The organism is Streptomyces sp. NPDC039424 (genome assembly GCF_055639495.1).
Window position 1 is genome coordinate 99,500 of sequence record NZ_JBVKAI010000005.1, and the last position, 21,731, is coordinate 121,230.

At 72.8% G+C, this 21,731-nt stretch carries 19 protein-coding genes and 2 tRNA genes; 5 read left to right on the forward strand and 16 right to left on the reverse strand.

The features are described 5' to 3' along the window. From ACZ7L0_RS14755 to ACZ7L0_RS14775, 5 genes are all read right to left on the reverse strand, one after another. Positions 1-1,668 carry a sensor histidine kinase gene (locus ACZ7L0_RS14755; protein ID WP_471242826.1) on the reverse strand — a complete coding sequence of 556 codons (1,668 nt, stop codon included), beginning with the start codon at positions 1,666-1,668 and terminating at the stop codon, positions 1-3. Further along, on the reverse strand, positions 1,665-2,405 hold the full coding sequence (locus tag ACZ7L0_RS14760) for a response regulator transcription factor (protein ID WP_471242827.1): 741 nt from the start codon (positions 2,403-2,405) through the stop codon (positions 1,665-1,667). The genes ACZ7L0_RS14755 and ACZ7L0_RS14760 overlap by 4 nt, the downstream gene beginning before the upstream one ends. Before the next feature lie 78 nt (positions 2,406-2,483). Beyond that, the gene (locus ACZ7L0_RS14765; RefSeq protein ID WP_471242828.1) at positions 2,484-2,858 is read right to left on the reverse strand and encodes an antibiotic biosynthesis monooxygenase family protein; all 375 of its coding nucleotides are present in this window, start codon (positions 2,856-2,858) and stop codon (positions 2,484-2,486) included. Positions 2,859-2,940: 82 nt separating this feature from the next. Next, entirely contained in the window at positions 2,941-3,816 is an 876-nt protein-coding gene (locus ACZ7L0_RS14770; protein WP_471242829.1) for a DUF2797 domain-containing protein, read from the reverse strand. A gap of 93 nt (positions 3,817-3,909) precedes the next feature. Continuing rightward, a complete protein-coding gene (locus ACZ7L0_RS14775; protein ID WP_471242830.1) occupies positions 3,910-4,284 on the reverse strand; it encodes an HGxxPAAW family protein in 375 nt (124 codons plus the stop codon). Between the two features lie 132 nt (positions 4,285-4,416). On the opposite strand from ACZ7L0_RS14775, the gene ACZ7L0_RS14780 reads away from it, so the two are divergent. Beyond that, positions 4,417-4,911, forward strand: a complete 495-nt coding sequence (locus ACZ7L0_RS14780) for a MarR family winged helix-turn-helix transcriptional regulator (protein WP_471242831.1) — start codon at positions 4,417-4,419, stop codon at positions 4,909-4,911. 28 nt (positions 4,912-4,939) lie between these two features. Here the strand turns inward: ACZ7L0_RS14780 and ACZ7L0_RS14785 are convergent, their stop codons facing one another. Beyond that, entirely contained in the window at positions 4,940-5,605 is a 666-nt protein-coding gene (locus ACZ7L0_RS14785; RefSeq protein ID WP_471242832.1) for a signal protein, read from the reverse strand. A 168-nt stretch (positions 5,606-5,773) separates the two neighbouring features. Between ACZ7L0_RS14785 and ACZ7L0_RS14790 the strand changes: the two genes are divergently transcribed. Beyond that, positions 5,774-6,376 (forward strand): hypothetical protein, encoded by a 603-nt coding sequence (locus tag ACZ7L0_RS14790; RefSeq protein WP_471242833.1) that lies wholly within the window; start codon positions 5,774-5,776, stop codon positions 6,374-6,376. Positions 6,377-6,436: 60 nt separating this feature from the next. Here the strand turns inward: ACZ7L0_RS14790 and ACZ7L0_RS14795 are convergent. Beyond that, positions 6,437-6,509: transfer RNA gene (locus ACZ7L0_RS14795), tRNA-Arg, on the reverse strand. Positions 6,510-6,682: 173 nt separating this feature from the next. Further along, positions 6,683-6,773 (reverse strand) — tRNA-Ser (locus tag ACZ7L0_RS14800). 172 nt (positions 6,774-6,945) lie between these two features. Between ACZ7L0_RS14800 and ACZ7L0_RS14805 the strand changes: the two genes are divergently transcribed. Further along, positions 6,946-7,440 (forward strand): SSI family serine proteinase inhibitor, encoded by a 495-nt coding sequence (locus tag ACZ7L0_RS14805; RefSeq protein WP_471242834.1) that lies wholly within the window; start codon positions 6,946-6,948, stop codon positions 7,438-7,440. A 298-nt stretch (positions 7,441-7,738) separates the two neighbouring features. After that, positions 7,739-12,112: a response regulator gene (locus ACZ7L0_RS14810; RefSeq protein ID WP_471242835.1), complete on the forward strand. Its 4,374-nt coding sequence runs from the start codon at positions 7,739-7,741 to the stop codon at positions 12,110-12,112. Positions 12,113-12,145: 33 nt separating this feature from the next. On the opposite strand, the gene ACZ7L0_RS14815 is transcribed toward ACZ7L0_RS14810, so the two are convergent. After that, positions 12,146-12,724, reverse strand: a complete 579-nt coding sequence (locus tag ACZ7L0_RS14815) for a TetR/AcrR family transcriptional regulator (protein ID WP_471242836.1) — start codon at positions 12,722-12,724, stop codon at positions 12,146-12,148. A 139-nt stretch (positions 12,725-12,863) separates the two neighbouring features. Here ACZ7L0_RS14815 and ACZ7L0_RS14820 point away from each other — a divergent pair, with 139 nt between their 5' ends. Then, the gene (locus tag ACZ7L0_RS14820; RefSeq protein WP_471242837.1) at positions 12,864-14,078 is read left to right on the forward strand and encodes an MFS transporter; all 1,215 of its coding nucleotides are present in this window, start codon (positions 12,864-12,866) and stop codon (positions 14,076-14,078) included. A gap of 111 nt (positions 14,079-14,189) precedes the next feature. Here the strand turns inward: ACZ7L0_RS14820 and ACZ7L0_RS14825 are convergent, their stop codons facing one another. From ACZ7L0_RS14825 to ACZ7L0_RS14855, 7 genes are all read right to left on the reverse strand, one after another. Next, entirely contained in the window at positions 14,190-15,845 is a 1,656-nt protein-coding gene (locus tag ACZ7L0_RS14825) for a long-chain fatty acid--CoA ligase (protein ID WP_471242838.1), read from the reverse strand. A gap of 116 nt (positions 15,846-15,961) precedes the next feature. Further along, positions 15,962-16,519, reverse strand: coding sequence for a SigE family RNA polymerase sigma factor (locus ACZ7L0_RS14830; protein WP_471242839.1), 558 nt, complete (start codon positions 16,517-16,519; stop codon positions 15,962-15,964). Positions 16,520-16,666: 147 nt separating this feature from the next. Then, the gene (locus tag ACZ7L0_RS14835) at positions 16,667-17,833 is read right to left on the reverse strand and encodes a lipid-transfer protein (RefSeq protein ID WP_471242840.1); all 1,167 of its coding nucleotides are present in this window, start codon (positions 17,831-17,833) and stop codon (positions 16,667-16,669) included. After that, positions 17,830-18,225, reverse strand: coding sequence for a MaoC family dehydratase (locus ACZ7L0_RS14840; RefSeq protein ID WP_471243216.1), 396 nt, complete (start codon positions 18,223-18,225; stop codon positions 17,830-17,832). The genes ACZ7L0_RS14835 and ACZ7L0_RS14840 overlap by 4 nt, the downstream gene beginning before the upstream one ends. Positions 18,226-18,237: 12 nt before the next feature. Then, the gene (locus ACZ7L0_RS14845; RefSeq protein ID WP_471242841.1) at positions 18,238-19,281 is read right to left on the reverse strand and encodes an acyl-CoA dehydrogenase family protein; all 1,044 of its coding nucleotides are present in this window, start codon (positions 19,279-19,281) and stop codon (positions 18,238-18,240) included. Between the two features lies 1 nt (position 19,282). Continuing rightward, a complete protein-coding gene (locus ACZ7L0_RS14850; RefSeq protein WP_471242842.1) occupies positions 19,283-20,209 on the reverse strand; it encodes a bifunctional MaoC family dehydratase N-terminal/OB-fold nucleic acid binding domain-containing protein in 927 nt (308 codons plus the stop codon). Further along, the gene (locus ACZ7L0_RS14855) at positions 20,206-21,369 is read right to left on the reverse strand and encodes an acyl-CoA dehydrogenase family protein (protein WP_471242843.1); all 1,164 of its coding nucleotides are present in this window, start codon (positions 21,367-21,369) and stop codon (positions 20,206-20,208) included. The genes ACZ7L0_RS14850 and ACZ7L0_RS14855 overlap by 4 nt, the downstream gene beginning before the upstream one ends. Positions 21,370-21,731: the final 362 nt, after the last annotated feature.

Genomic DNA, 21,731 nt, shown 5'->3' on the forward strand with positions numbered 1-21,731 from the left:
TCAAGCGCCCTGTTGCACCCATGTGGTGGCACTGTGCTGTGCCTGTGAGTGCGATTGCCAGTTCGTTTCGGGCGCCGGACGCGGCACCGCCGGGCCCAGTGCGGGCAGGTGCACGGTGAACACGGTCCGCCCCGGCACACTGTCCACGGTCACGGCACCGCCGTGCGCGGTCGCGACCGCCTGCACGATGGCGAGCCCGAGGCCGGTCGACCCGGTCGCCCTGGACCGCGCCGAGTCGCCCCGCGCGAACCGCTCGAAGACGTGCGGCAGCAGGTCGGGCTGGATGCCCTGGCCGTTGTCCTCCACGTCCACGCACATCCACGGGCCGCGCCGCTGCACGCGTGCGGTGATGGTCGTACCGGCCGGGGTGTGCTTGCGGGCGTTGCCCAGCAGGTTGACCAGCACCTGCTGGATCCGTGCCGCGTCCGCCGACACCAGGGCCGGTTCGTCGGGCAGGTCGAGCCGCCAGTTGTGGTCCATGCCCGCCGCGCGGGAGTCGCTGATCGTGTCGACGACCAGCGGGATCAGGTCGGTCTGCTCGAACTGGAGCGGACGTCCGGCGTCGAGACGGGCGAGCAGGAGCAGGTCCTCCACGAGGAGGGTCATCCGCCCGGCCTCGGACTCGATACGGCCGAGGGCGTGCCGGGTGTCGGGCCCGACCTGCTCCCGTCCGCGTCTCGTGAGCTCGGCGTATCCGCGGATGGAGGCGAGGGGCGTCCTGAGCTCATGACTGGCGTCCGCCACGAACTGCCGTACCCGCATCTCGCTCTGCTGACGGGCGTGCAGCGCGCCGTGCACATGGTTGAGCATCCGGTTGAGGGCCGCACCGACCTGGCCGACCTCGGTGTGCGGATCGGTCTCGGACTCGGGCACGCGCTCGCTGAGGTTCACCTCGCCGGTGTGCAGCGGGAGTTCGGAGACCCGGGTGGCGGTGGCGGCGACCTTGCGGAGGGGTCGGGTGGCCACGCCGACGAGCACGTAACCGGCGATCACGGCGGCGGCGAGGCCGGCGGCGGTGACGCTGATCTCGACGAGGATCAGGGTGTTGATGGTGCCCTCGACGTCGGCCGTCGGCAGGGCGACGTAGTAGGCGTCACCACTCTCGCGGCTCGCGACGTATTCGACGCGGTACTCCTCCAGACCGGGGATCTCCACGGAGTGCGCCTTGCCGTCCTTCGGCACCGAGTTGAGGGCCGCCATCTGCGCCGCGTTGAGGGAGCCGGCGTTCATCTGCTGGAAGAAGCCGTCGCTGTCGTTCTTCCGCTTGGCGATCGCCGCGCTGGTGACCTTACCGTTCTTCACATAGGCGGCGATGGTCTTTTCCTGCGTGGGACCGTTCTTGACGAGGTTCTGCACCTTGGCGCTGGCCGAGATGTCGGCGTTCTGCACGGCGCCCGGGTCGCCTGGGTCGGCGGGGTTCTGCGCGTTCGGGTTCTGCGCGCCCGGGTTCTTGGGCAGCATGTGGCCGCCCCCGGCACGCATGGCGGTCTCGTGCACCTTGCCGTTCAGCTGATCGTAAAGGTGCTGCTTCAGCGCGAGGGTCGTCACCGTACCGATCACGGCGCACACCACGGCGATCAGCGTCACCGTCGAGACGACGAGCCGCGTACGCAGGGTACGCGGCTTACCTGCTCGCTTCTGCGCACGTGGCCGTCGTCGCCCGCTCATGACGCGGCGGGCTTGATCAGGTAGCCGGCCCCACGCCGTGTGTGGATCATGGGTTCGCGTCCGGCGTCTATCTTCCGGCGCAGGTACGAGATGTAGAGCTCGACCACGTTGGCCTGCCCGCCGAAGTCGTACGACCACACGCGGTCCAGGATCTGCGCCTTGCTCAGCACACGGCGCGGATTGCGCATCAGGAACCGCAGCAGCTCGAACTCGGTGGCGGTCAGGTGGATGTTCTCCCCGGCCCGCGACACCTCGTGGCTGTCCTCGTCGAGGGTCAGGTCCCCGACCACCAGCACGGAGTCGGACCGCCGGTCGGCGGCACCGGAGCGCCGGATGAGCCCGCGCAGCCGGGCCACGACCTCCTCCAGGCTGAACGGCTTGGTGACGTAGTCGTCGCCCCCGGCGGTGAGCCCGGCGATCCGGTCCTCCACCGCGTCCTTGGCCGTCAGGAACAGCACCGGCACATCGGGCAGTTCCCGCCGCAGCCGGCCCAGGACGGTCAGCCCGTCCATGTCCGGCAGCATCATGTCCAGGACGACGGCGTCGGGCCGGAACTCACGGGCCGTCTGGATGGCCCCCTGCCCGTCACCCGCGCTCCTGATCTGCCAGCCTTCGTAACGAAGAGCCATGCTCAGCAGTTCGGTGATCGACAGTTCGTCGTCCACCACAAGCACTCGGACGGGGCTCCCGTCCGGCCTCAGCAGTTCGGTGCGCCCCTGGGGCGAGGTCGTGGTCATGGTGGACACCTTGACCGGACCCTCTGAGAACACGCTTTCTAAACCCTGTGATTTTCCTGAGAAACACACAGGCGCCTCTCAGGAAACGCCTGGGAACCCCTTACCTGGCCGCCCGGTGAACTCGTGGCTGTGGTCGACCCGGGCGATGTGGATCGAGTACCGCTCGTACCAGTGTTCCCGGCCGTGCCGCTTGGCCGCCTGATGCTCGGGGTGCCGCCGCCACTCCTCGATACCGGCCAGGTCCCGGAAGTAGGCCACGGAGATCGCGAGTCCGCCGGGCGTGCGGGCCGAGTCCTCGCCGAGGTAGCCGGGGATGTCCTTCACCGACTCGCCGAGCCGCTCGGCGGTCCGGCCGTATCCGTCGGGGTCCTCGTCCGTGCGCACGGAGGTGAAGACGACGGCGAAGTAGGGGGGTTCATGGGCGGCGACAGGTGCAATGCGTTGATCGCTCATGTCATCAACGATCGGCCGCCGCACCCGCCGGTGTCCACGGACCTTGCCCAAAGGGATCCGTAAGGGATCCAAGTCTTGACCTTCAGAACAGACCCTCCTGCGTCCCCCTCTTCTCCTTGAACTCCCGTACCGGCAGGGCGAGTCCGTCCGCACTCCCGGCGGGAACCAGCTCCCAGCCCGCCATCAACCGGGTGTCGAGGACGACGACTCCGCGTCCGGTCGCCAGATGCAGATCGGGTCCGGCCGCCGCCACCAGCTCACCGCCGAGCGACCCGCCCGCGACGAGCTCGGCCACCGCCCCGAGGGCGGGCGGAAGCCCCTCCAGCCCGAACGCGCTGACATGGTCGACCGGTTGGTACGGCGCACGGGTGAGCGACTCGGGCCAGCCGGCCAGCGCCACGGCCCTGGCGTGCAGCGTCTCGATCTCGGCCGTCCGCTGCTGAACCGACGCGGGCAGCGCGGAGCGCACCGCCCGTTTCTCGGCGTACGGGATCCGGTCCGGCACCCCGAGCGCGGCGCGCAGCAACTCCTCGGTGCGGCGCGCCGCCATCAGCGGACCGGCACCCAGCCAGCTGAAACAGACGGCCCCCTGCTCCAGCAGCCGCGCCGGCCCGCGCTCCACGGCGGTGATCCCGACCTTGACCATGCCGGGCCCGAACCACGCCAGATATACGTGGTAGGGCCGAGGATCGTCCGCGATCGTGTCCGCGGCCACGGAGTGCGCGCGGTCCAGCCGGGCGCACTCCTCGCACCGCGCGCCCGTACTCCGCCCCGGCACCACCGCCCGCACCGGACAGGGATGCCCCCGCGCTCCCACACATCCCCGCACTCCCCCTTCAGCGACGCCGAAGGCCACCCGCTTCCCCCACGGCAGCGCGCTGCTCCGGCCGCCGCCCCACACCAGCACGGGACCGTCCGCCGACCACCGCAGCCCCGAGCACTTCCACGTCTGTGCCATCACTCACGAGAGTAGGAGGCACCACTGACAACCTCATATCGGAAGCCGGGAGCCCGGAGCCCTGCGGCCAACTCCCCTTCGGATGCCGCACGTTCACTCGAAAGGCGACAGAGGTGCCGTTTCCGCCAACCTGCCGCCCGCCGCCTCGGCCTCCCGCCCCGCTCCGGCGACCCCCCGCCCCGCCAGCCGGCAGCCCACGCACCCGGCGTGCCCCTCCCGTGCCCCCGGATCCCGCACCCGCATCCCCCACTGCTCCCGGGGCCGTACCCCGGGCGGCTTGCCCCAGCCGGAGAGGTGGAGGGCCCAGGTGACGAGGGCGCTGACGGCGACGACCGCGAGCCCGCCGCCCACGGCCGCGACCGAGCCCGTGCACACCCCCAGCCCCACCAGACCGCTTCCGACGGTGGCGATGCCGAAGCCGGTCCAGCCGGCGATCGTGTGACCCTCGTCGTACAGATGTGCGCTCACGTACCCATCTCCCTCTCCCCGGGGCCATGCGTGGGCAGCGGACATCGCCCCGCCCATGGGGGACACTGGAGACCCCTCACCGCATAAGAAATTTAGCACCTAAACCTCTTACGAGCTAAGGGAAATCGAAGGATGCACGGCACGCCGCGCCCGCCCGCCACCCCGGCCCAGGCGCTGTCCGCGATGGACCACCTCATCGCGGCCCACCTGATCGGCCAGCAGGAACTGGCCCGGCGGCTGGGCCTGAACGTCACCGACCTGACCTGTTTCGGCTTCGTCCTGGAGGCCGGCGACGACCTCCTCACGGCCGGCGACCTGGCGGCCCGGGCCCATGTCACCACCGGCGCGGTCACCGGGATCCTCAATCGCCTGGAGCGCGCCGGTTACGTCACGCGCCGGCCCGACCCCGCGGACCGCCGCCGTGTCCGGGTGGCCGCCCGGCCGGAGGCCGTCGAGCGCGTCACTGCCGTCTACGCGGGCCACTACGCCCGGCTCAACGCCCTGTTCGCCGACTACTCGTCCGACGAACTCGCTGTCGTCACCGACTGGTTCACGCGCGCGACGGCACTCGCCCACGAGTACCTCGAAAAGCTGAACAAGGGGGAGCCGGGCGACGGCGAGTGCTGAGCCCGGGAAGCGAGGCCGGGAGCGGCGCTCAGGAGGCGCGCACGGTGAGGACGTAGTCCACGCCGACCGCGAAGTCCCCCGACCGCCCCCGGATCGCCAGTGTGTGCCGGCCGGGCTTCGGCGCCGCCACCTGGACCCACAGTCCGCATCCGGTGGCCGGGAAGGTCCCGCCCGACCCGGTCACGGGGTTGCCCTCCGCCGCGGTGACCGTGATCGCGTCCCCCCGGCGGGTGTCCGCCGCGACCTTCTTGCCGTCCAGCACCGCCGAACCCCCGGCCGCGCCGACGAAGTCCGCGCAGTCCTGCCGGGTGCCGAACAGGTTGACCAGCGGAAAGGCCAGCGGGACACCGGCCGGTACGGAGCACGTCCGCCTGCTCCCCGTCGTCCCGAAGGTGCCCGCGAGGAACCAGACGTCCGCCGGCTGGTTGCGCGCGCAGTCACTGCCGTCCTCGTCGGCGACGGGGTTCGTCGCGTCGGGCTCCGAGGCGGCCCAGGTCCACCAGCGGCTCTGCAGCGCGGCGGGGGAGAGGCGGGCGGGCGCCCGGGAGGCGGCGGGCGCGGATGCCGCGGCGGGCGGGCGCGACGTCTCCCTGTCTCCTCCCCCGTCCGTCCCGCTCCCGCATCCCACCAGGACCCCCACCGCGAGCACGGCACCCGCCGCCCCTCGCCCGGATCTGCTCTTCCCGCTCCCCATGAATCCCCCTGTCGGCCGGCCCGCATCCTGAGCACGGTGCATCGCCGTCGGTCAAGCCCCGAGTTCCCCTGTCACGCGATCCAGGGACACGACAGCAGGCCTGTGACCAGGCGTAATGGAAGCAAGCAAGTACTCCACGACCCCCACTTCCACAGGATGTGAACTGCCATGATCCGCCATTTCCGATTCCAGCACCTGGTACTCGCCGCCTCGGCCGCCGCGATCGCCGGAACCACGCTCGCCTCCGGGAGCGCGAACGCCGCCCCGGCTGCCCCCGCCGCCCCCTCCGCGCGGTGGGTGGAGACCACCGACGCACCGAGCGGCATCAAGGTCAAACTTCCCGGCAAGCCAGAGGTCCAGAAGATCAACGAGCGCGGTGTCGAAGCCCGCACCTACTTCGTGAAGAGCGAATCCGGGGTCACCGGCCTCGCGGTCGTCGACGTTCCCGCTTCCGCCCATCCCGCGGGGCTCCTCAAGGACTCCCTGCAGAGCTTCGTGGTCGGCTGGAACGAAGTCACCCCGAGCGCGAACAGCAAGCTCGCCATGAGCGACGGCCACCAGTCCACGGTGAACGGCCGCACCACCTTCGACGCGCGCCTCTCCGCGCGCGACGGCACCGTCGGTTCCTGCCGCATGATCGACGACGGTGACCACATCATCCAGATGGTGACCATCGACTACAAGAAGGACAGGAAGTCCATGGAGAAACAGCATCAGCAGCTGCTCACCAGCATCCGCATGCCGGACGGCAGCGCCTCCCGTTCCCTCTGACACCGACGACTCGACCAAAACGACAGAAGCCCCGGATCTCTCCGGGGCCTCTGTCCTGTGTGCACTCGGCAGGATTCGAACCTGCAACCTTCTGATCCGTAGTCAGATGCTCTATCCGTTAAGCTACGAGTGCTTGTTCTTTTGTTTTCTTGTCTCCCGCTCCCGGCCCTTCCGGCCCGCTCGCGGCGACAGGAAGAACATTACATGACTGCCGCCGTCATGTGAAATCCGTTCCCCGCACCCCTTGTGACCTGCGAAAACACCGAAGCCCCGGTCTGTGAGGACCGGGGCTTCGGTGATCAGGGGCGGAGGCGGAGGGATTTGAACCCTCGATGGGCTTTAAGGCCCAAACCGCATTAGCAGTGCGGCGCCATAGACCGGACTAGGCGACGCCTCCAGCACAACCTCTCTCGCGAGCGCGTGAGTGGTGCGTGCAGATGATGACACAGTCGAGCGCGGTGTCACCAATCGACCTCTACGGTACTAGGCAGTCGGGCCGCAGGGCAAAGCCCTTAGTGCCCGTCCGGGCCGGGGGCGCAACATCCTGGCGGGCGGGGCGTTGGTAGGGCATGTCGATCGTCATCTCGCGGGCGGGTGCGGCGGGCGTCGCCGCCGCCGTCACCGCCGCTGTCGCCTCCCTCTCGGCCGTCTCCGCCGCCGCCGGGCCCGCCCACCCCGCCGCGCCCCCGCCCGTACGCGCCGAGGACCGGGCCGGCGGGCTGAGCGACCACCTCACCGTCACCGTCCGCCACGCGGGCCGCGGCGGGGACGGGACGTACGAGCTGTCCTGTCATCCGGGCGCCGGCAGCCACCCGGACGTGGGCGGTGCCTGCCGGGTGCTGGACCGCAACACGGTGTGGGGGCGGGACACCTTCGCGCCGGTCGCGCCGCGCGGCGTGTGCACGATGATGTACGGCGGTCCGGCCACCGCCCGTGTGACGGGGACCTGGGCCGGGCGGCCGGTGGACGCGGCGTACGACCGGAGCAACGGGTGCGAGATCGAGCGGTGGGACCGGCTCGTGCCGTTGCTGCCCGACCTGCGGGCGCGGCCCCGGAACGCTTAGCGGCGCCCCGACCACAGGCGTTTCATGGCGGAATCCCCGGTCCCGTAAAGGTCCTGCGAAAGTCTCGCCAACGGCTCGCGCACGGACTCGTTCACGAAAGCGCGAGGCAGACGCGAGGCGGAGCGGAGTCGGAGCGGGCGGTCACATGTTCCCCGTCACTTCCTCGTGCGACCTCCCTCTCATCCGGCGTCGCGAGCGCAACCGCTGCCCTTAGACTCCCTCGCGTGACACGTCGCGGGCCGGTTGGCAATATGGCCCGAGCGGTCGGCAAGGTGCGGTAACAGGGAGGAAGCGTCTCGTGAGCAGCAGGCCATCCCGAGGCGCTGCTCGCCTCGCAGCCATACTGGACGCGCTGCCCGACGCGTTGGTGCTGGTCAACGCCAATGGGACCGTCGTCAACGCCAACACCATCGCGCTCGAGGCCTTCGAGGCCCCGGGGACCGCGCTGGTGGGGCGCGGGCTGCTGGATCTGCTGCCGGAGTTCGACTCCAGGCTCATTCCGGGCTCCATGCGGCGGCCCGACCACATGGACCCGCGCGGGCGGACCAAGCCGACGCGGATGATCGCGCGGCGCACGGACGGGAACGAGTTCCCGGTCGAGGTCACCAGCGCGAATCTGGAGAACGGGCAGCAGGCCTACGACGGTTACGGATACACCGGCGACGAACTGCTGATGCTCGTCGTGCGCGATCTGTCCGGCACCGTCGACACCGAGGCGGAGCTGGCCCGCTCGCAGCGGCAGACCGAGATGATCCTGCGGGCCGCGTCCGAGGGCGTAGTAGGGACGGACACCGACGGGCGGATCGTGCTCGTCAACCCCGCCGCCGCCCAGATCCTGGGCTACCGGGCGAGCGAGCTCGGCGGCAAGGAGCTGCACACCCTCGTGGTGCACTCCCGCGCCGACGGCTCGCCCTTCCCGTACGACGAGTCGCCGCTCGCCGACACCCTGCGCTCCGGTCGCAAGCACCGGGTACGCGGGCAGGTGCTGTGGTCCAAGAGCGGGGACAAGGTCTCGGTCGACCTCACCACCGCGCCCGTACGCGACGGCGACCAGCTGGTCGGCGCCGTGATGACCTTCGCCGACCGGCGTCCGTACGACGCGCTCGCCGAGGAGAAGGCGGCCCTGGAGAAGACGCACGCGGACGAGGTGGAGCGGCTCTCCGAGGAGCACGCCTCCGACCTGACCGCGCTGCGCCAGGAGCATGTGACCGAGCTCGAGGAGCTGAGCGAGCGGCACGCGGAGGAGCTGGCGGCCGGCGAGGACCGGTACGCCGCGCTCGCCGAGCGGGAGAAGGACCGCTACGAGGCCCTGGCCGGGCGGCACGAGCAGCTGCTCACCCTGCTCGGGCGCTCGCTGCGCGGGCCGCTGGACGAGCTGCGCCGCGAACTGGCCGCGCTCGCCGCGGACGACGCCGGGCAGCTGTGGCCCGAGGCCAACCAGGTGCTCCACCATCTGTCGGCGGGTTACTCCCGCATCACCCAGCTCATCGACAACGTCCTCGGCTACCAGCGGCTCGACACGGGCATGGAGGACGTGACCCGTACGAAGGTGATGCTCGACTCGGTCGTCGCCGCCGGCGTCGACGGGGCCGTCGAGCTGATCGGGCCGGGGCGGGTGCAGTTCGCCGTGCACGCGCCGCCGATCGAGGCCGAGGTCGACCCGCAGCGGCTCGCGACCGCGCTCGCGCATCTCGTCGCGGACGTCGCCGGCGTCGACGCGACCGGCAACACGCCTGTCTCGACGGGCGGTTACATGGACAACACCGTCGTCGTGGCCGCCGCGCAGCGCGGTGAGGTCGTACGGATCGAGGTGCGCGGGCCGTACGCCGGGGGCGACCCGGTGCACGAGCCGATCGTCCGCGGGATCGTGCGGGCGCACGGTGGTGTGCTGCAGACGCACGAGGTGCCGGGCATGAGCGGCAGCGCGTACGTGCTGGAGGTGCCGATCGGCGGCGGGGCCGGGGCCGTTCCGGCTCAGCCTCCGGGTCCGGGTGCCGAGGTGGCCCTGGTGGGCTCTTCGGCCGCCGACGAGGAGGCCGCCGCGGAGCACACCTCCGGGGGCGGCCGGCGGCGGGCCCGGCGGGGCTCCACGGACGCCTTCCTGGGGAGCGACGTACCGGGCGAGTCCGGGGGCGGTGAGGCCGAGGCCTCCGTGCCGACCGGGCGGCGCCGCAGGCGTGCGGTCGAGGAGGCGGCGCAGGAGCAGTCGCAGGCGGTGACCGAGGGCCCGGAGGGCTCCGGCGGCACCGGGCGGCGCCGTGGGCGGCCCGCCGAGGACGCCGGTGCCGGTGGTGGCGACCAGGGCGTGGCCGAGGGAGCCGTCGTGACGGCGGCCGAGCATGCCGCGGGGGCCGCCGCCTCGAACACGGGCCTCGGTGGGACGGTTCCGCCGCAGGGCGTGCCCGTGTCCGGCGGACGGCGCGCCCGGCTCGACGACGGGGAGCGGCAGGCCCTGCCGCCCGCCCTGCCCGCGGCCGGTGCCCAGCCCGCCCCCGGGTCCGTCCCGGCGGTCGAGGCCGCGCAGCCGACCGGGCGCCGCCGGCGTGCCCTGGCCGCCGCGGCGGAGCGTGCCGCCGCGCAGGAGGCGGGTGCCCGTACGGTCTTCGCCCTGCCGCCCGCCGAGGCGGACCGCCCGGCCGGTGGGCCGGAGGGCCAGGGGTTGGCGCCGGTTCCGGGGCAGGCGCAGGCCGTGGGGCAGGCACAGGGGCCGGGACAGACGCCGGTGCCGGGACAGAGGCCGGTGCCGGAAGAGATGCCGGTTCCGGGCCAGGCGCAGGCCCCCGCCCCGGGCCAGGCGCAGGTCGCGGATCAGGTGCAGGTGCCGGGGCAGATGCGGGCGCCCGGCGTGGCTGCCCAGGCTCCCGCCACGGCTCCCGTTCCGGCCGCCGCGCCGGTCGATGACGGTCGGCACGACGCCGTCGCGCACGACCCGGCCGAGGACCACACCCCGCCCCAGCCGCACCCCACCAGCGCGCCGACGGGCCGCCGCCGGCGCGCCGTGGCCCCGCAGCCGCGGCAGGCGGCGGAGGCGGTCGGGACGGCCGCGCAGGTTCCGGCCCAGGCCGTGCCCGGTCAGCAGGCCCAGCCCGGTGTCGCCGCACCCGCGCCGGGGAGCTCGGTCCAGGTCGCCCCCGGTCAGCCGGTCGCGGTTCCGGCGGCCCTGGCCCAGACGGTCCCGCCGCAGGTCACGCCCGGTCAGACACCGGAGGCCGCCCAGGCACCGGTGGCCCAGCCGGTCCCGCCGCAGCCGCAGCAGGCCGGGCCCGCCGCCGCGTCGGTCCCGGCGCAGAACGCCGGGCAGCCCGCCGCCGCCCAGCCGCTGCCCGCGGAGACGCCCACCCCCGCTGCGGGGACCCCCGCCGCGCAGCCCTGGCCCGGTGCCGACGACACCTCCGGCGCGGGCGTGGCCGTACCCCCGAACGGCACCGCGACCCCGGCCCCCGCCACCCCCCTCCCGCCGGAGCACGCCGCCGCGCGGCCCCGGGCCGCCCAGCCGTTGCCCGCCGAGGCGGGTGGGGTGCCGGTCGACCCGAACTCGACGCAGGGGCAGGCCTTCAGCGTGCGGACGCTGGGGCAGGGCGTGCCGTTCAGCAGGCAGGCCGCGCAGGTACAGCAGCCGACGGCCACGCCGCCCCCGAACCAGCCGGGCGGTTCCGGACGGCGCCGCAAGCTGGGCACGCCGCCCGACCCGGCCGCGCGCCCGGAGCAGCGTCCGGAGCAGGGGGCCCGCCCGCATCCGACCGCCGCCGAACAGGCGCCGGTGCAGCCGGTCGCGCAGCCGTCGCTGGCCGGGCAGTCGCGGCTCGCCCCAGCCACCGAGGGGGCCGGACGGTCATACGCCATAGGCGCCCCGGACGTGAACGCCGCCGAGGGGCCCGAGCCGCTGGACGGTCCGGGCGGCGCGATCGAGGTCGCGGACCCGCCGCTCCCGCAGCGGATGGACGACGAGCTGCCGCCGGAGCCGCTGGACAACCCGCGTCGGCTGCTGGTGTGGCCCGCGCCGGACGTGACGACCCAGCAGGCGCTCAGCGACCGCGGCTACCGGCCGGTGATCGTGCACTCGCGCGAGGAGGTCGACGCGCAGATCGCGGCCTTCCCCGCCGCGCTGTTCGTGGACCCGCTGACCGGGCCGATCACCCGTACCGCGCTCCAGTCGCTGCGGCAGGCGGCGGTCGCGGCCGAGGTCCCGGTGCTGGTCACGGCCGGGCTCGGGCAGGCGACGCGCGAGGCGGCGTACGGTGCCGATCCCGCCGTCCTGCTGAAGGCGCTGGCCCCGCGCGACAGCGAGCAGCACCCGCCGCGGGTGCTGCTGGTCGAGGAGCACGCGGAGATCGCGCTGGCGCTGACGGCGACGCTGGAGCGGCGCGGGATGCAGGTGGCGCGGGCCGCGAGTGACGCGGACGCGGTGACGCTGGCCGGGCAGCTCAGGCCGAACCTGGTGGTGATGGACCTGATGCAGGTGCACCGGCGCCGGGCCGGGATCGTGGACTGGCTGCGGGCGAACGGACAGCTCACCCGCACCCCGCTCGTCGTCTACACGGCCGCCGTCGACCAGGACGAACTGCCCCGGCTGGCCTCGGGCGAGACGGTGCTGTTCCTGGCGGAGCGGTCCACCAGCGCCGAGGTGCAGACCCGGATCGTGGACCTGCTGGCCCGGATCGGCACCAACTAGTCACTGCGTCCGCGTGCCGCCCGGTACCTGTGACTAGCGGGCCACCAGCCTGCGGGCCGCCTCCTTGATGGAGGCCCGCAGGCGCTCGCGGTCGGTGTCCTCGCCGCCCGCGAGGATGCGGCTCATCTGCGGTACGACCGCGAACCAGTTGGCCAGCGCGGTCAGCAGGACCAGCAGGTCGCCGGCCGGGATGGCGTCCGTGATGACGCCCCTGGCCTGGCCGTCCGCGAGGGCGGCGACCTTGCGGGCGTAGTGGTCCTGGCGGGCGGTCTCGTCGGGCAGCTCGGCGGTGCCGTACTCGATGCCCTCCCAGAACAGCAGGCGCAGCAGCTCGGGATGGGCGGCGTGGTAGTCGAGCAGGCGGTCGATCCAGCCCTCGACGTCGTCCGGGTCGACGGGGACGGCGGCGGCGAGGTCGACCATGCAGATGCCGAGGACCTGCGTGAACAGCTCCGCCTTGTTGCCGAAGTAGGCGTAGATCAGCTGCTTGTTGGCCTTGGCCTCGCTCGCGATGCGGTCGATGCGGGCGCCCGCGATGCCGTACCGGGCGAACTCGGCGACCGCCGCCTGGAAGATCCGGGCCTTGGTGGCCTCGGGGTCTCTGACTGCCATGCCCACAGGGTAGCGGCAGGTAACCAACCGTTTGGTTGACAGGGAATGCGGGGGCGGGGCACGCTGTTGAGGCTTCCAACCAACCAGTTAGTTGTAAGAGTCGGTCTCCACGGGTCGACTCCAAGGAGTGCCTCCGCTCATGCGATCAGCGACCATCACCGACGAGACACGCGGGACGCGCGAGGTCCCGGCCCCCGCCCGCGAACGGACCGCCTCCGGGCGGCTCCTCCTCGTCCTCATCGCCGTCTGCACCGCCGTCACGGCCGCCAACATCTACCTCGCCGCACCGCTGCTCCCCCTCATCGCCCGCGACTTCGGGTCGACGCCGTCGGCGGTGGCCTGGATCGCCTCGGTCGCCCAGTTCGGCTACGCGGCCGGGCTGCTCTTCTTCGCCCCGCTCGGCGACCGCGTCAACCGGCGCCCGCTGGTGGCCCTCCTGTCGGTGGCCACGACGGCCGCGCTGACGCTCGCCGCCGCCGCGTCCGGGACCGCCGCCCTCGCCGCCGCCGTCTTCATGGCGTCCGCGGCGACCGTCGTCCCGCAGCTGCTGGTCCCCCTGGTCGCCGAACGCGCTCCCGCGCACCACCGCGCCCGCCATGTCGCGGCCGTCATCGCGGGCCTGTTCACAGGCATCGTCGCGGCCCGGGTCCTCGGCGCTCTGGCCGGTCAGGCCTTCGGCTGGCGGTGGGTGTTCGCCGGCGCGGGCGCGCTGACCCTTCTGCTGGGCCTCGCCACCGCCCTCGCCCTGCCCGGGGAGCACCGCCGCCGCACCGGTCCGCTGTTCGCCGGGCTGACCGCCCTGCCCGGCCTGGTCCGCCGCTCGCCCGAGCTGTGGCGGGCGAGCGTGCGGCAGGCCGGGATGTTCGGCGCCTGGAGCGCGCTGTGGACCTCGCTCGCCCTGCTGCTGACCGGCCCGTCGTACGGCCTGTCCACCGCGACCGCCGGTCTGTTCGGCCTGTTCGGCCTCACGGCCAGCGCGGTGGCCCCGCTCGCGGGCGGGCTGGTCGACCGCTTCGGCGCCGCGAAGGTGGTGCGGTCCGCCTATCTGCTCGCCGCCGCGTCCGTGCCGCTGTTCTGGCTCGGGGGGCACGTCCTAGCCGCCCTGTTCGTGGCCGCGGTCGCCGTCCACGCCGCCCTGGTCGCCTCCCATGTCGCCAACCAGACCCTCGCCCTGACGACCACCTCCGCCCCGGCGACCGCCAACACCGCCTACGTGGTGGCCGGTTTCGCGGGCGGCGCCCTCGCCTCGACCCTGGCGGGCCTCGCCTTCGACCACTGGGGCTGGGACGGGGTGAGCGCGGTGGCGGGGCTGTGGCTGCTGCTGGGATGGACCACCACGGCGGTACGGCGGTGACGGCCGGGCCGCCGGGCGGGGCACCCCATGTGGCCCTGCCCGGCGGCTGCCTGTGCCGCTTTCCGTCGACCGCGCCGGTGACTGTGCCAGTGGCCGCGCCGGCGCCTTCGGTCAGAGCTGGGTGACGTCCAGCTCGCCCGCCGCGTACTGCCTGCGGAGCACCTTCTTGTCGAACTTGCCCACACTCGTCTTCGGCACCGACTCGATGACCGTCCAGCGCTCCGGGAGCTGCCACTTGGCGATGTGGGCCTCCTCGGCGAGGAAGCCGCGCAGGGTCTCGAAGTCGGCGGAGGCGCCCTCCTTGAGGACGACGGTGGCCAGCGGGCGCTCGCCCCACTTGTCGTCGGGGACGGCGACCACGGCGGCCTCGGCGACGTCCGGGTGGGACATCAGGGCGTTCTCCAGCTCGACGGAGGAGATCCACTCGCCGCCGGACTTGATGACGTCCTTGGCGCGGTCGGTGAGGGTGAGGAAGCCGTCGGGGGAGATGGTGCCCACGTCGCCCGTCTTCAGCCAGCCGTCCTCGCTGAACTTGTCGGCGGGGCGCAGGGGTTCGGCGTCGGGGCCGTTGTAGTAGGCGCCGGCGATCCACGAGCCGCGGACCTCCAGCTCGCCCGCGGACTCACCGTCCCAGGGGAGGCGCTCGCCGCCGGGACCGGAGAGGCGGGCCTCGACACCGGCCGGGAAACGGCCCTGGGTGAGCCGGTAGGCGAGCTCCTCCTCGGTGCCGACCGCGTGGGCCGGCGGGCGGGCCACCGTGCCCAGGGGCGAGGTCTCCGTCATGCCCCAGGCGTGGCAGACCCGCATGCCGAGCTTGTCGAAGGCCTCCATCAGGGAGGGCGGACAGGCCGAGCCGCCGATGGTGACCTGGGTGAGGGAGCCGACGTCCCGGGGGCGGGCGGTCAGTTCGCCGAGCAGGCCCTGCCAGATGGTGGGGACGGCGGCGGCGTGGGTCGGCCGCTCGCGCTCGATCATCTCGGCGAGCGGCGCGGGCTGCAGGAAGCGGTCCGGCATCAGCAGGTTGACGCCGGTCATGAAGGTGGCGTGCGGCAGGCCCCAGGCGTTGACGTGGAACTGGGGGACCACGACCAGCGAGGTGTCCTGGTCGGTCAGGCCCATCGACTCGGTCATGTTCACCTGCATGGAGTGCAGGTAGATCGAACGGTGGCTGTACACCACGCCCTTGGGGTCGCCGGTGGTACCGGACGTGTAGCACATGGCGGCGGCCTGGCGTTCGTCGAGCTCCGGCCAGTCGTACGTGCTCGGCTTCCCGGCGATCAGCTCCTCGTACTCGTGCACGGGGACACCGGCGTCCGCCAGCAGGGACCGGTCGCCCGGCCCCGCGACCACGATGTGCTCGACGGTCTTGAGGTGCGGCAGCAGCGGGGCGAGCAGCGGTAGCAGGGAGCCGTTGGCGATCACCACCCGGTCGGCGGCGTGGTTCACGATCCAGGCCAGCTGCTCGCCGGGCAGGCGCAGGTTGAGCGTGTGCAGCACCGCACCCATGGAGGGGATCGCGAAGTATGCCTCGGTATGCTCGGAGTTGTTCCACATGAGGGTCGCGACCCGGTCGTCGTCCCGCACCCCGAGGTCCTCGCGCAGGGCGTGCGCCAGCTGGGCGGCGCGGGCACCGATCTCGGCGAAGCTGCGGCGGTGCGGCTCGCCCTCCCCCGTCCAGGTGGTCACCTGCGAGGTGCCGTGGATCGTCGACCCGTGGGTCAGGATCCTCGAGATCAGCAGCGGTACGTCCTGCATCGTGCTCAGCACGGCATCCTCCCGGGGGCGACATTGCCTACGCGGTAGTAGGGGGTGCGCTGATTCTGCGCACATACCGCTCGGTATGTCACTAGGGGCAGGGAAACTTCCCGCTGCTGGGACACGGCCTAGCGCACCAGATCGAGCTCCGGGTCCTCCCGCAGCTTGCCCAGTGCCCGCGACACCGCCGACTTCACCGTGCCGACGGACACTCCGAGCACCTCGGCCGTCTGAGCCTCGCTCAGGTCCTCGTAGTACCTGAGGACCACCATCGCCCGCTGCCGGGCGGGCAGCCTGCCGATCGCCCGCCACATCGCGTCGTGCAGCGCCTGCCGCTCGGCCGGGTCGTCCCCGCCGGGCACCGGCTCCGGCTCGGGCAGCTCGTCGCACACGAACTCGTCGACCTTGCGCTTGCGCCACTGCGACGTCCGCGTGTTCACCAGCGCCCGGCGGACGTAACCGTCCACCGCCCGGTGGTCCTCGATCCGCTCCCACGCCACGTACGTCTTGGTGAGCGCGGTCTGCAGCAGGTCCTCGGCGTCGCTCGGGTTCGCGGTCAGCGACCGGGCGGTACGCAGCAGCACCGGCTGGCGGGCCCTGACGTACGACGAGAACGACGGGTACGGCCGGGTCTGCCTCGCTGGTGCAGCGACGGCCGACGCGCTGGTGCAGACGGATGTGGTCATGGATCCACGCTATGAGCGAGGCCTGTTCCCGCGGATCGGCCCCAGGTCCCGAAGACGAGTCCGCCTCAGGTTGTAGGGGTGGGGCTGTCTCCACCTCCTGGAGGTGGACGAGCGGGCGCCTCGTCCTACGGGTTTACCCGTGCGGGCTCATCCGTCCGCAGTCAGGACCAGCCCCGACGTCGGCACCCCCGTCCCCGCCGTCACCAGCACCCGGGACGCCCCCGGTATCCGGTTCACCGCCGTGCCCCGCAGCTGGCGCACGCCCTCCGCCACCCCGTTCATCCCGTGCAGGTACGCCTCCCCCAGCTGACCCCCGTGCGTGTTGATCGGCAGCTCCCGCCCGGCCACGAAGTCCGCCGCCTCCCCCCTTCCGCAGAACCCGAACTCCTCCAGCTGCATCAGCACGAACGGCGTGAAGTGGTCGTACAGGATCCCCACGTCGATGTCGGCCGGGGCCAGCCCGGAGGTCCGCCACAGCTGGCGCGCCACCACGCCCATCTCGGGCAGCCCGGTCAGGTCGTCGCGGTAGAAGCTGGTCATCTGCTCCTGCGCCCGGCCCGCGCCCTGAGCGGCCGCCGCGATCACCGCGGGCGGGTGCGGCAGGTCGCGGGCCCGCTCCACGGACGTGACGACGAGGGCCTGTCCGCCGTCCGTCTCCTGACAGCAGTCCAGCAGCCGCAGCGGCTCCGCGATCCAGCGCGAGGCGGCGTGGTCGGCCAGCGTGATCGGGCGGCCGTGGAAGTACGCCGCAGGGTTGGTCGCCGCATGGTCGCGGTCGACGACGGCCACCTGCCCGAAGGCCTCGGGGGTCAGCCCGTACGTGTGGAGATAGCGCTGTGCCGCCATCGCCACCCAGGAGGCCGGGGTGAGCAGCCCGAAGGGCAGCGCCCAGCCGAGCGCCACGCCCTCCGCCGTCGGCTCCCGGTGCCGCACCCCGGAGCCGAAGCGGCGCCCCGAGCGCTCGTTGAAGGCCCGGTAGCAGACCACAACCTCGGCCACCCCGGTCGCGACGGCGAGCGCCGCCTGCTGGACGGTCGCGCAGGCCGCCCCGCCGCCGTAGTGGATCCGGGAGAAGAAGGACAGCTCCCCCATGCCGCAGGCCTGCGCCACGGTGATCTCGGGACTGGTGTCCATCGTGAACGTCACCATCCCGTCCACGTCACCGGGCGTCAGCCCCGCGTCGTCCAGCGCGGCCCGCACCGCCTCCACGGCCAGCCTCAGCTCGCTGCGCCCCGAGTCCTTGGAGAACTCCGTCGCCCCGATACCCACGACCGCCGCCCGCCCGCCGAGGGTGTCCCTGGTCCGTACGCTCATGCCGCACGCTCCGGCGGGACGGTGACCGTCACCGTGCCGGTCACATGGCGTCCGATGCCGTTCTCCCCGACGACCCGGACCGTGGCGGTGGCGCCGTCCACCTCCTCGACCGTGCCCGACAGCACCATCGTGTCGCCGGGGTAGTTGGGCGCCCCCAGCCGTATCGCCACCCTGTGGAGCACAGCGGTGGGCCCGAAGTGGTCGGTGATGTACCGGCCGACCAGGCCGTTGGTCGTCAGGATGTTCATGAAGACGTCCGGGGAGCCCTTGCTCCGCGCCAGCTCGGGATCGTGGTGCACGTCCTGGTAGTCCCGCGACGCGATGGCGCCCGCCACGATCAGCGTCCGCGTGATCGGGATCTCCAGCGGCGGCAGCTGCGCGCCGGCCCTCACCTCCCTCATGCCTCACTCCCCACTCGCGATCAACTCCCCCAGTTCCTGCAGCACTTCGCCGCCGCAGCCCAGATACGCGTCCAGCTGCCGCCCCCACAGGAAGTGCCGGTGGACCGGGTGGCCGAGGTCGGCGCCCGCGCCGCCGTGCAGATGCTGACCGGTGTGGACGACCCGCTGCCCCGCCTCCGACGCCCACCACGCGGCGGTCAGCGCGTGCGTGGCGTACGGCAGTCCGGCGTCCCGGCGCCAGGCCGCCTCGTACGCCGTCACCCGTATCGCCTCGGTGTCCATGTGGGCGTCCGCGGCCCGGAGTTGCACGGCCTGCCGGGTGGCGAGCGGGCGGCCGAACTGCTCCCGGGTGCCGACGTACGCCACGGCCCGGGCGAGGGACCCCGCGCACACCCCCGCCTGCAGTCCGGCGAACGCGGTGCGCGCGGTGGCCAGCACGTCGGTGTACGCCCCCTCGCCGCCGAGCCGCTCTCCACCGGCCCCGTCGAGCGTGAGCCGCCCGGCGGACCACGGCGCGGTCAGCTCGACCGGCGCGACCTCGGTGCCCTCCCCGAGCGGCACCAGCCACAGCCGGTGGTCACCGTCGGCGACCAGGACGTGCGTGGCGTCCCGCAGCCAGGGGACGACGGGCACGGTGCCGGTGAGCCGGGCCCGGCCGGCCACCTCACCCCGCGCCAGGGCCCGTACGCCTCCCTCCGCCGGGAACGCCCCGCCCACCACCACCGACCCGTCCCCGATGCCCGGCAGCAGTCGCTCCCGCTGCTCCGGCGTGCCGTGGGCGGCGACCGCCAGCAGCCCGTACACACAGGTGGCGGCGTAGGGGACCTGGGCCGTGGTGCGGCCCTGTTCCTCCAGGAGCAGCACCAGGCCGAGCAGGCCCAGTTCCTCCACGGCGCCGATCAGACCCGCGCCGCTCAGGGCCTTCCACAGCTCGGGGTCGCTGCCGGTGCCGGTGGCCGCCGGCCGCTCGTGCGTGGCCAGGTCCGCGAAGATCCGCGCGGCCAGCTCCCGGGCCTCTTCCTGGGCGTCGGTGGGCGTGAAGTCCATGTCAGGCCTCCCCCTCGACGACCCGGAACACCGGCAGGACCAGCCCGCCCTCGTCGTCCTCGTACCTCGGGAACTCCACCCGGACCCGCAGCCCGATGCGCACCTTGTCGTAGGGCACCCCGACCACGTTGCTCACCATCCGCACGCCCTCCGCCAGCTCCACGAGGCCGACCGCGTAAGGCGGCTCGAACGCGGGGAAGGGCGGGTGGTGCATCACGACGTACGAATAGACCCTCCCCTCGCCGCTCGCCTCGACCGTGTCCCAGTCCAGGCAGCCGCAGGCGTTGCAGCCCGGCAGCCAGGGGTGGCGCAGCGTGCCGCAGCCGGCGCAGCGCTGGATGAGCAGCCGGTGCTCGGCCACGCCTGCCCAGAAGCCTTCGTTGTCCCGGCCCACCACGGGGCGGGGGCGGCTGGCCCGGGGTTTCTCCGCGGCCTTCCGCCGGGCCGGTGCGTACTTGAGGACGCGGAAGCGGTGGGTGCCCGCGAGCCGGCCGGCCACCCGCACGTCCATGCGGGTCGTGACGAAGTACCCCGTGCCCAGCTTCGTCCTCTTCCGCTCCGACACCGACTCGATCACCGCGTCGAAGGTGACCTCGTCCCCCGGCCGCAGGGGCCGCAGATACTCCTGCTCGCAGTCGGTGGCGACCACCGAGGTGCAGCCCGCCTCGTCGAGCAGGGCGAGCAGCTCGTCGTACGCCCCGGTGCGGCCCGCGTGACCGGACAGGCCGCCCATCGTCCACGCCTGGAGCATGGTGGGCGGGGCGATGGCGCCCGGCCCCTCGTACGCCGGGTTGGTGTCGCCCATGGCCTCGCACCAGTGCCGGATCATCGGTGCGTTGACCGGGTCCCTGCCCCGCCCCGCGACGGCGGCCGGTCGCCCTTCGTACGTCTTGAGCCGCACGCCCAGCTCGTCCGGCTCGCCGCTCATCGCCGTCCCCTCGTCATCCCGAGCCGCATCGTCGCGACGATCTCCCGCTGCACCTCGCTCACCCCGCCCCCGAACGTGTTGATCTGCGCCGCCCTGTTCATCCGCTCCAGCTCGCCGTCCCCGAACACCCCCGGGGAACCGGAGCGGACGAGTCCTGTGCCGCCCACGACGTGCTGACACATGCGATACGTCGCGACAGCCGATTCCGTTCCCGCGAACTTCACCCCGCTGGCCTCTCCGGGGGCCAGCCGGCCGGCCCCCACATCCCCCACCAAACGCCAGCTGAGCAGGCGTGATGCCGCCAGCCGGGCATGCGCCTCGGCCAGCTGAAATCTCACCCACGGCTCGTCAATGCGGCGCCTGCCCGTCACCGGATCGGGGGTACGGGCGGCGGTCAGCGCCGCCGCGAGGAACTCCTCGGCCTGCATGCCGATCGCGGCGAGGGCGACCCGCTCGTGGTTGAGCTGGTCGGTGATCAGCGTCCAGCCCTCGTTCTCGGCGCCGACCAGGCTGCCGGCGGGGACCCGGACGCCGTCGTAGTAGGTGGCCGTCGTGGTCTGGCCGCCCACCGTCTCGATCGGTGTCCAGGAGAAGCCGGGCGCGTCCGTGGGCACGAGGAGGAGGGAGATGCCGCGGTGCTTGGGGGCCTCGGGGTCGGTGCGGCAGGCGAGCCAGATCCAGTCGGCGTGCTGGGCGCCCGAGGTGAAGATCTTCTGGCCGTCGATCAGCCAGCCGTCGCCCTCCCGTACGGCCCGCGTCCGCAGCGAGGCCAGATCGGTGCCGGCGGACGGCTCGCTGTAGCCGATGGCGAAGACGAGCTCACCGCGCAGGATCCGGGGCAGGAAGAAGGCCTTCTGCTCCTCGCTGCCGTGCTTCATGAGCGTGGGCCCGACCGTGTTCAACGTGACCATCGAGACGGGGGCGCCCGCCCGGTACGCCTCGTCGAAGAACACGAACTGCTCGTCCGCGCCCCGGCCCTGGCCGCCGTACTCGACCGGCCAGCCCAGCCCCAGCCAGCCGTCGGCGCCGATACGGCGCAGCAGCGCCCGCCGCTCGTGCGGGTCGGTGCCGCCGGGCGGCCCCTGCGGCAGCACGTCCCGGAAGTACGCGCGGAGTTCGGCGCGCAGCCGCTGCTGGCGCTCGGTGGGGGCGAGGTGCACGGCGGGGCCTCCCGACCTCGAACGGGCCTCGTACGACGATTTCTGACTGTCCGTCAGATAACGTCGGGTGTCAAGGTCGTCCAGGCGCGCGAAAACGCCTGCGCGGCGGCACCGGAGTACCGCCGCGCAGACACCTTGAATCCCCACTGAGCGCACACCACAAGGGACTTCGGTCCCAGGCTCAGACCTCCGGGCTGCGGATGCTTGCCATGTCGTTCCTCCAGAAACAGTGCGTGAGTACCAGTGCGTGAAGTTCGGGTTGCGATGTCCCGCAATCAGAGTTGCCCACCGAATCCCGTCGAACCACCCCGGAAGCCTTGATTCGCACGCAAGCGTGACGAGAAGTCGATAAACCCCTTTCG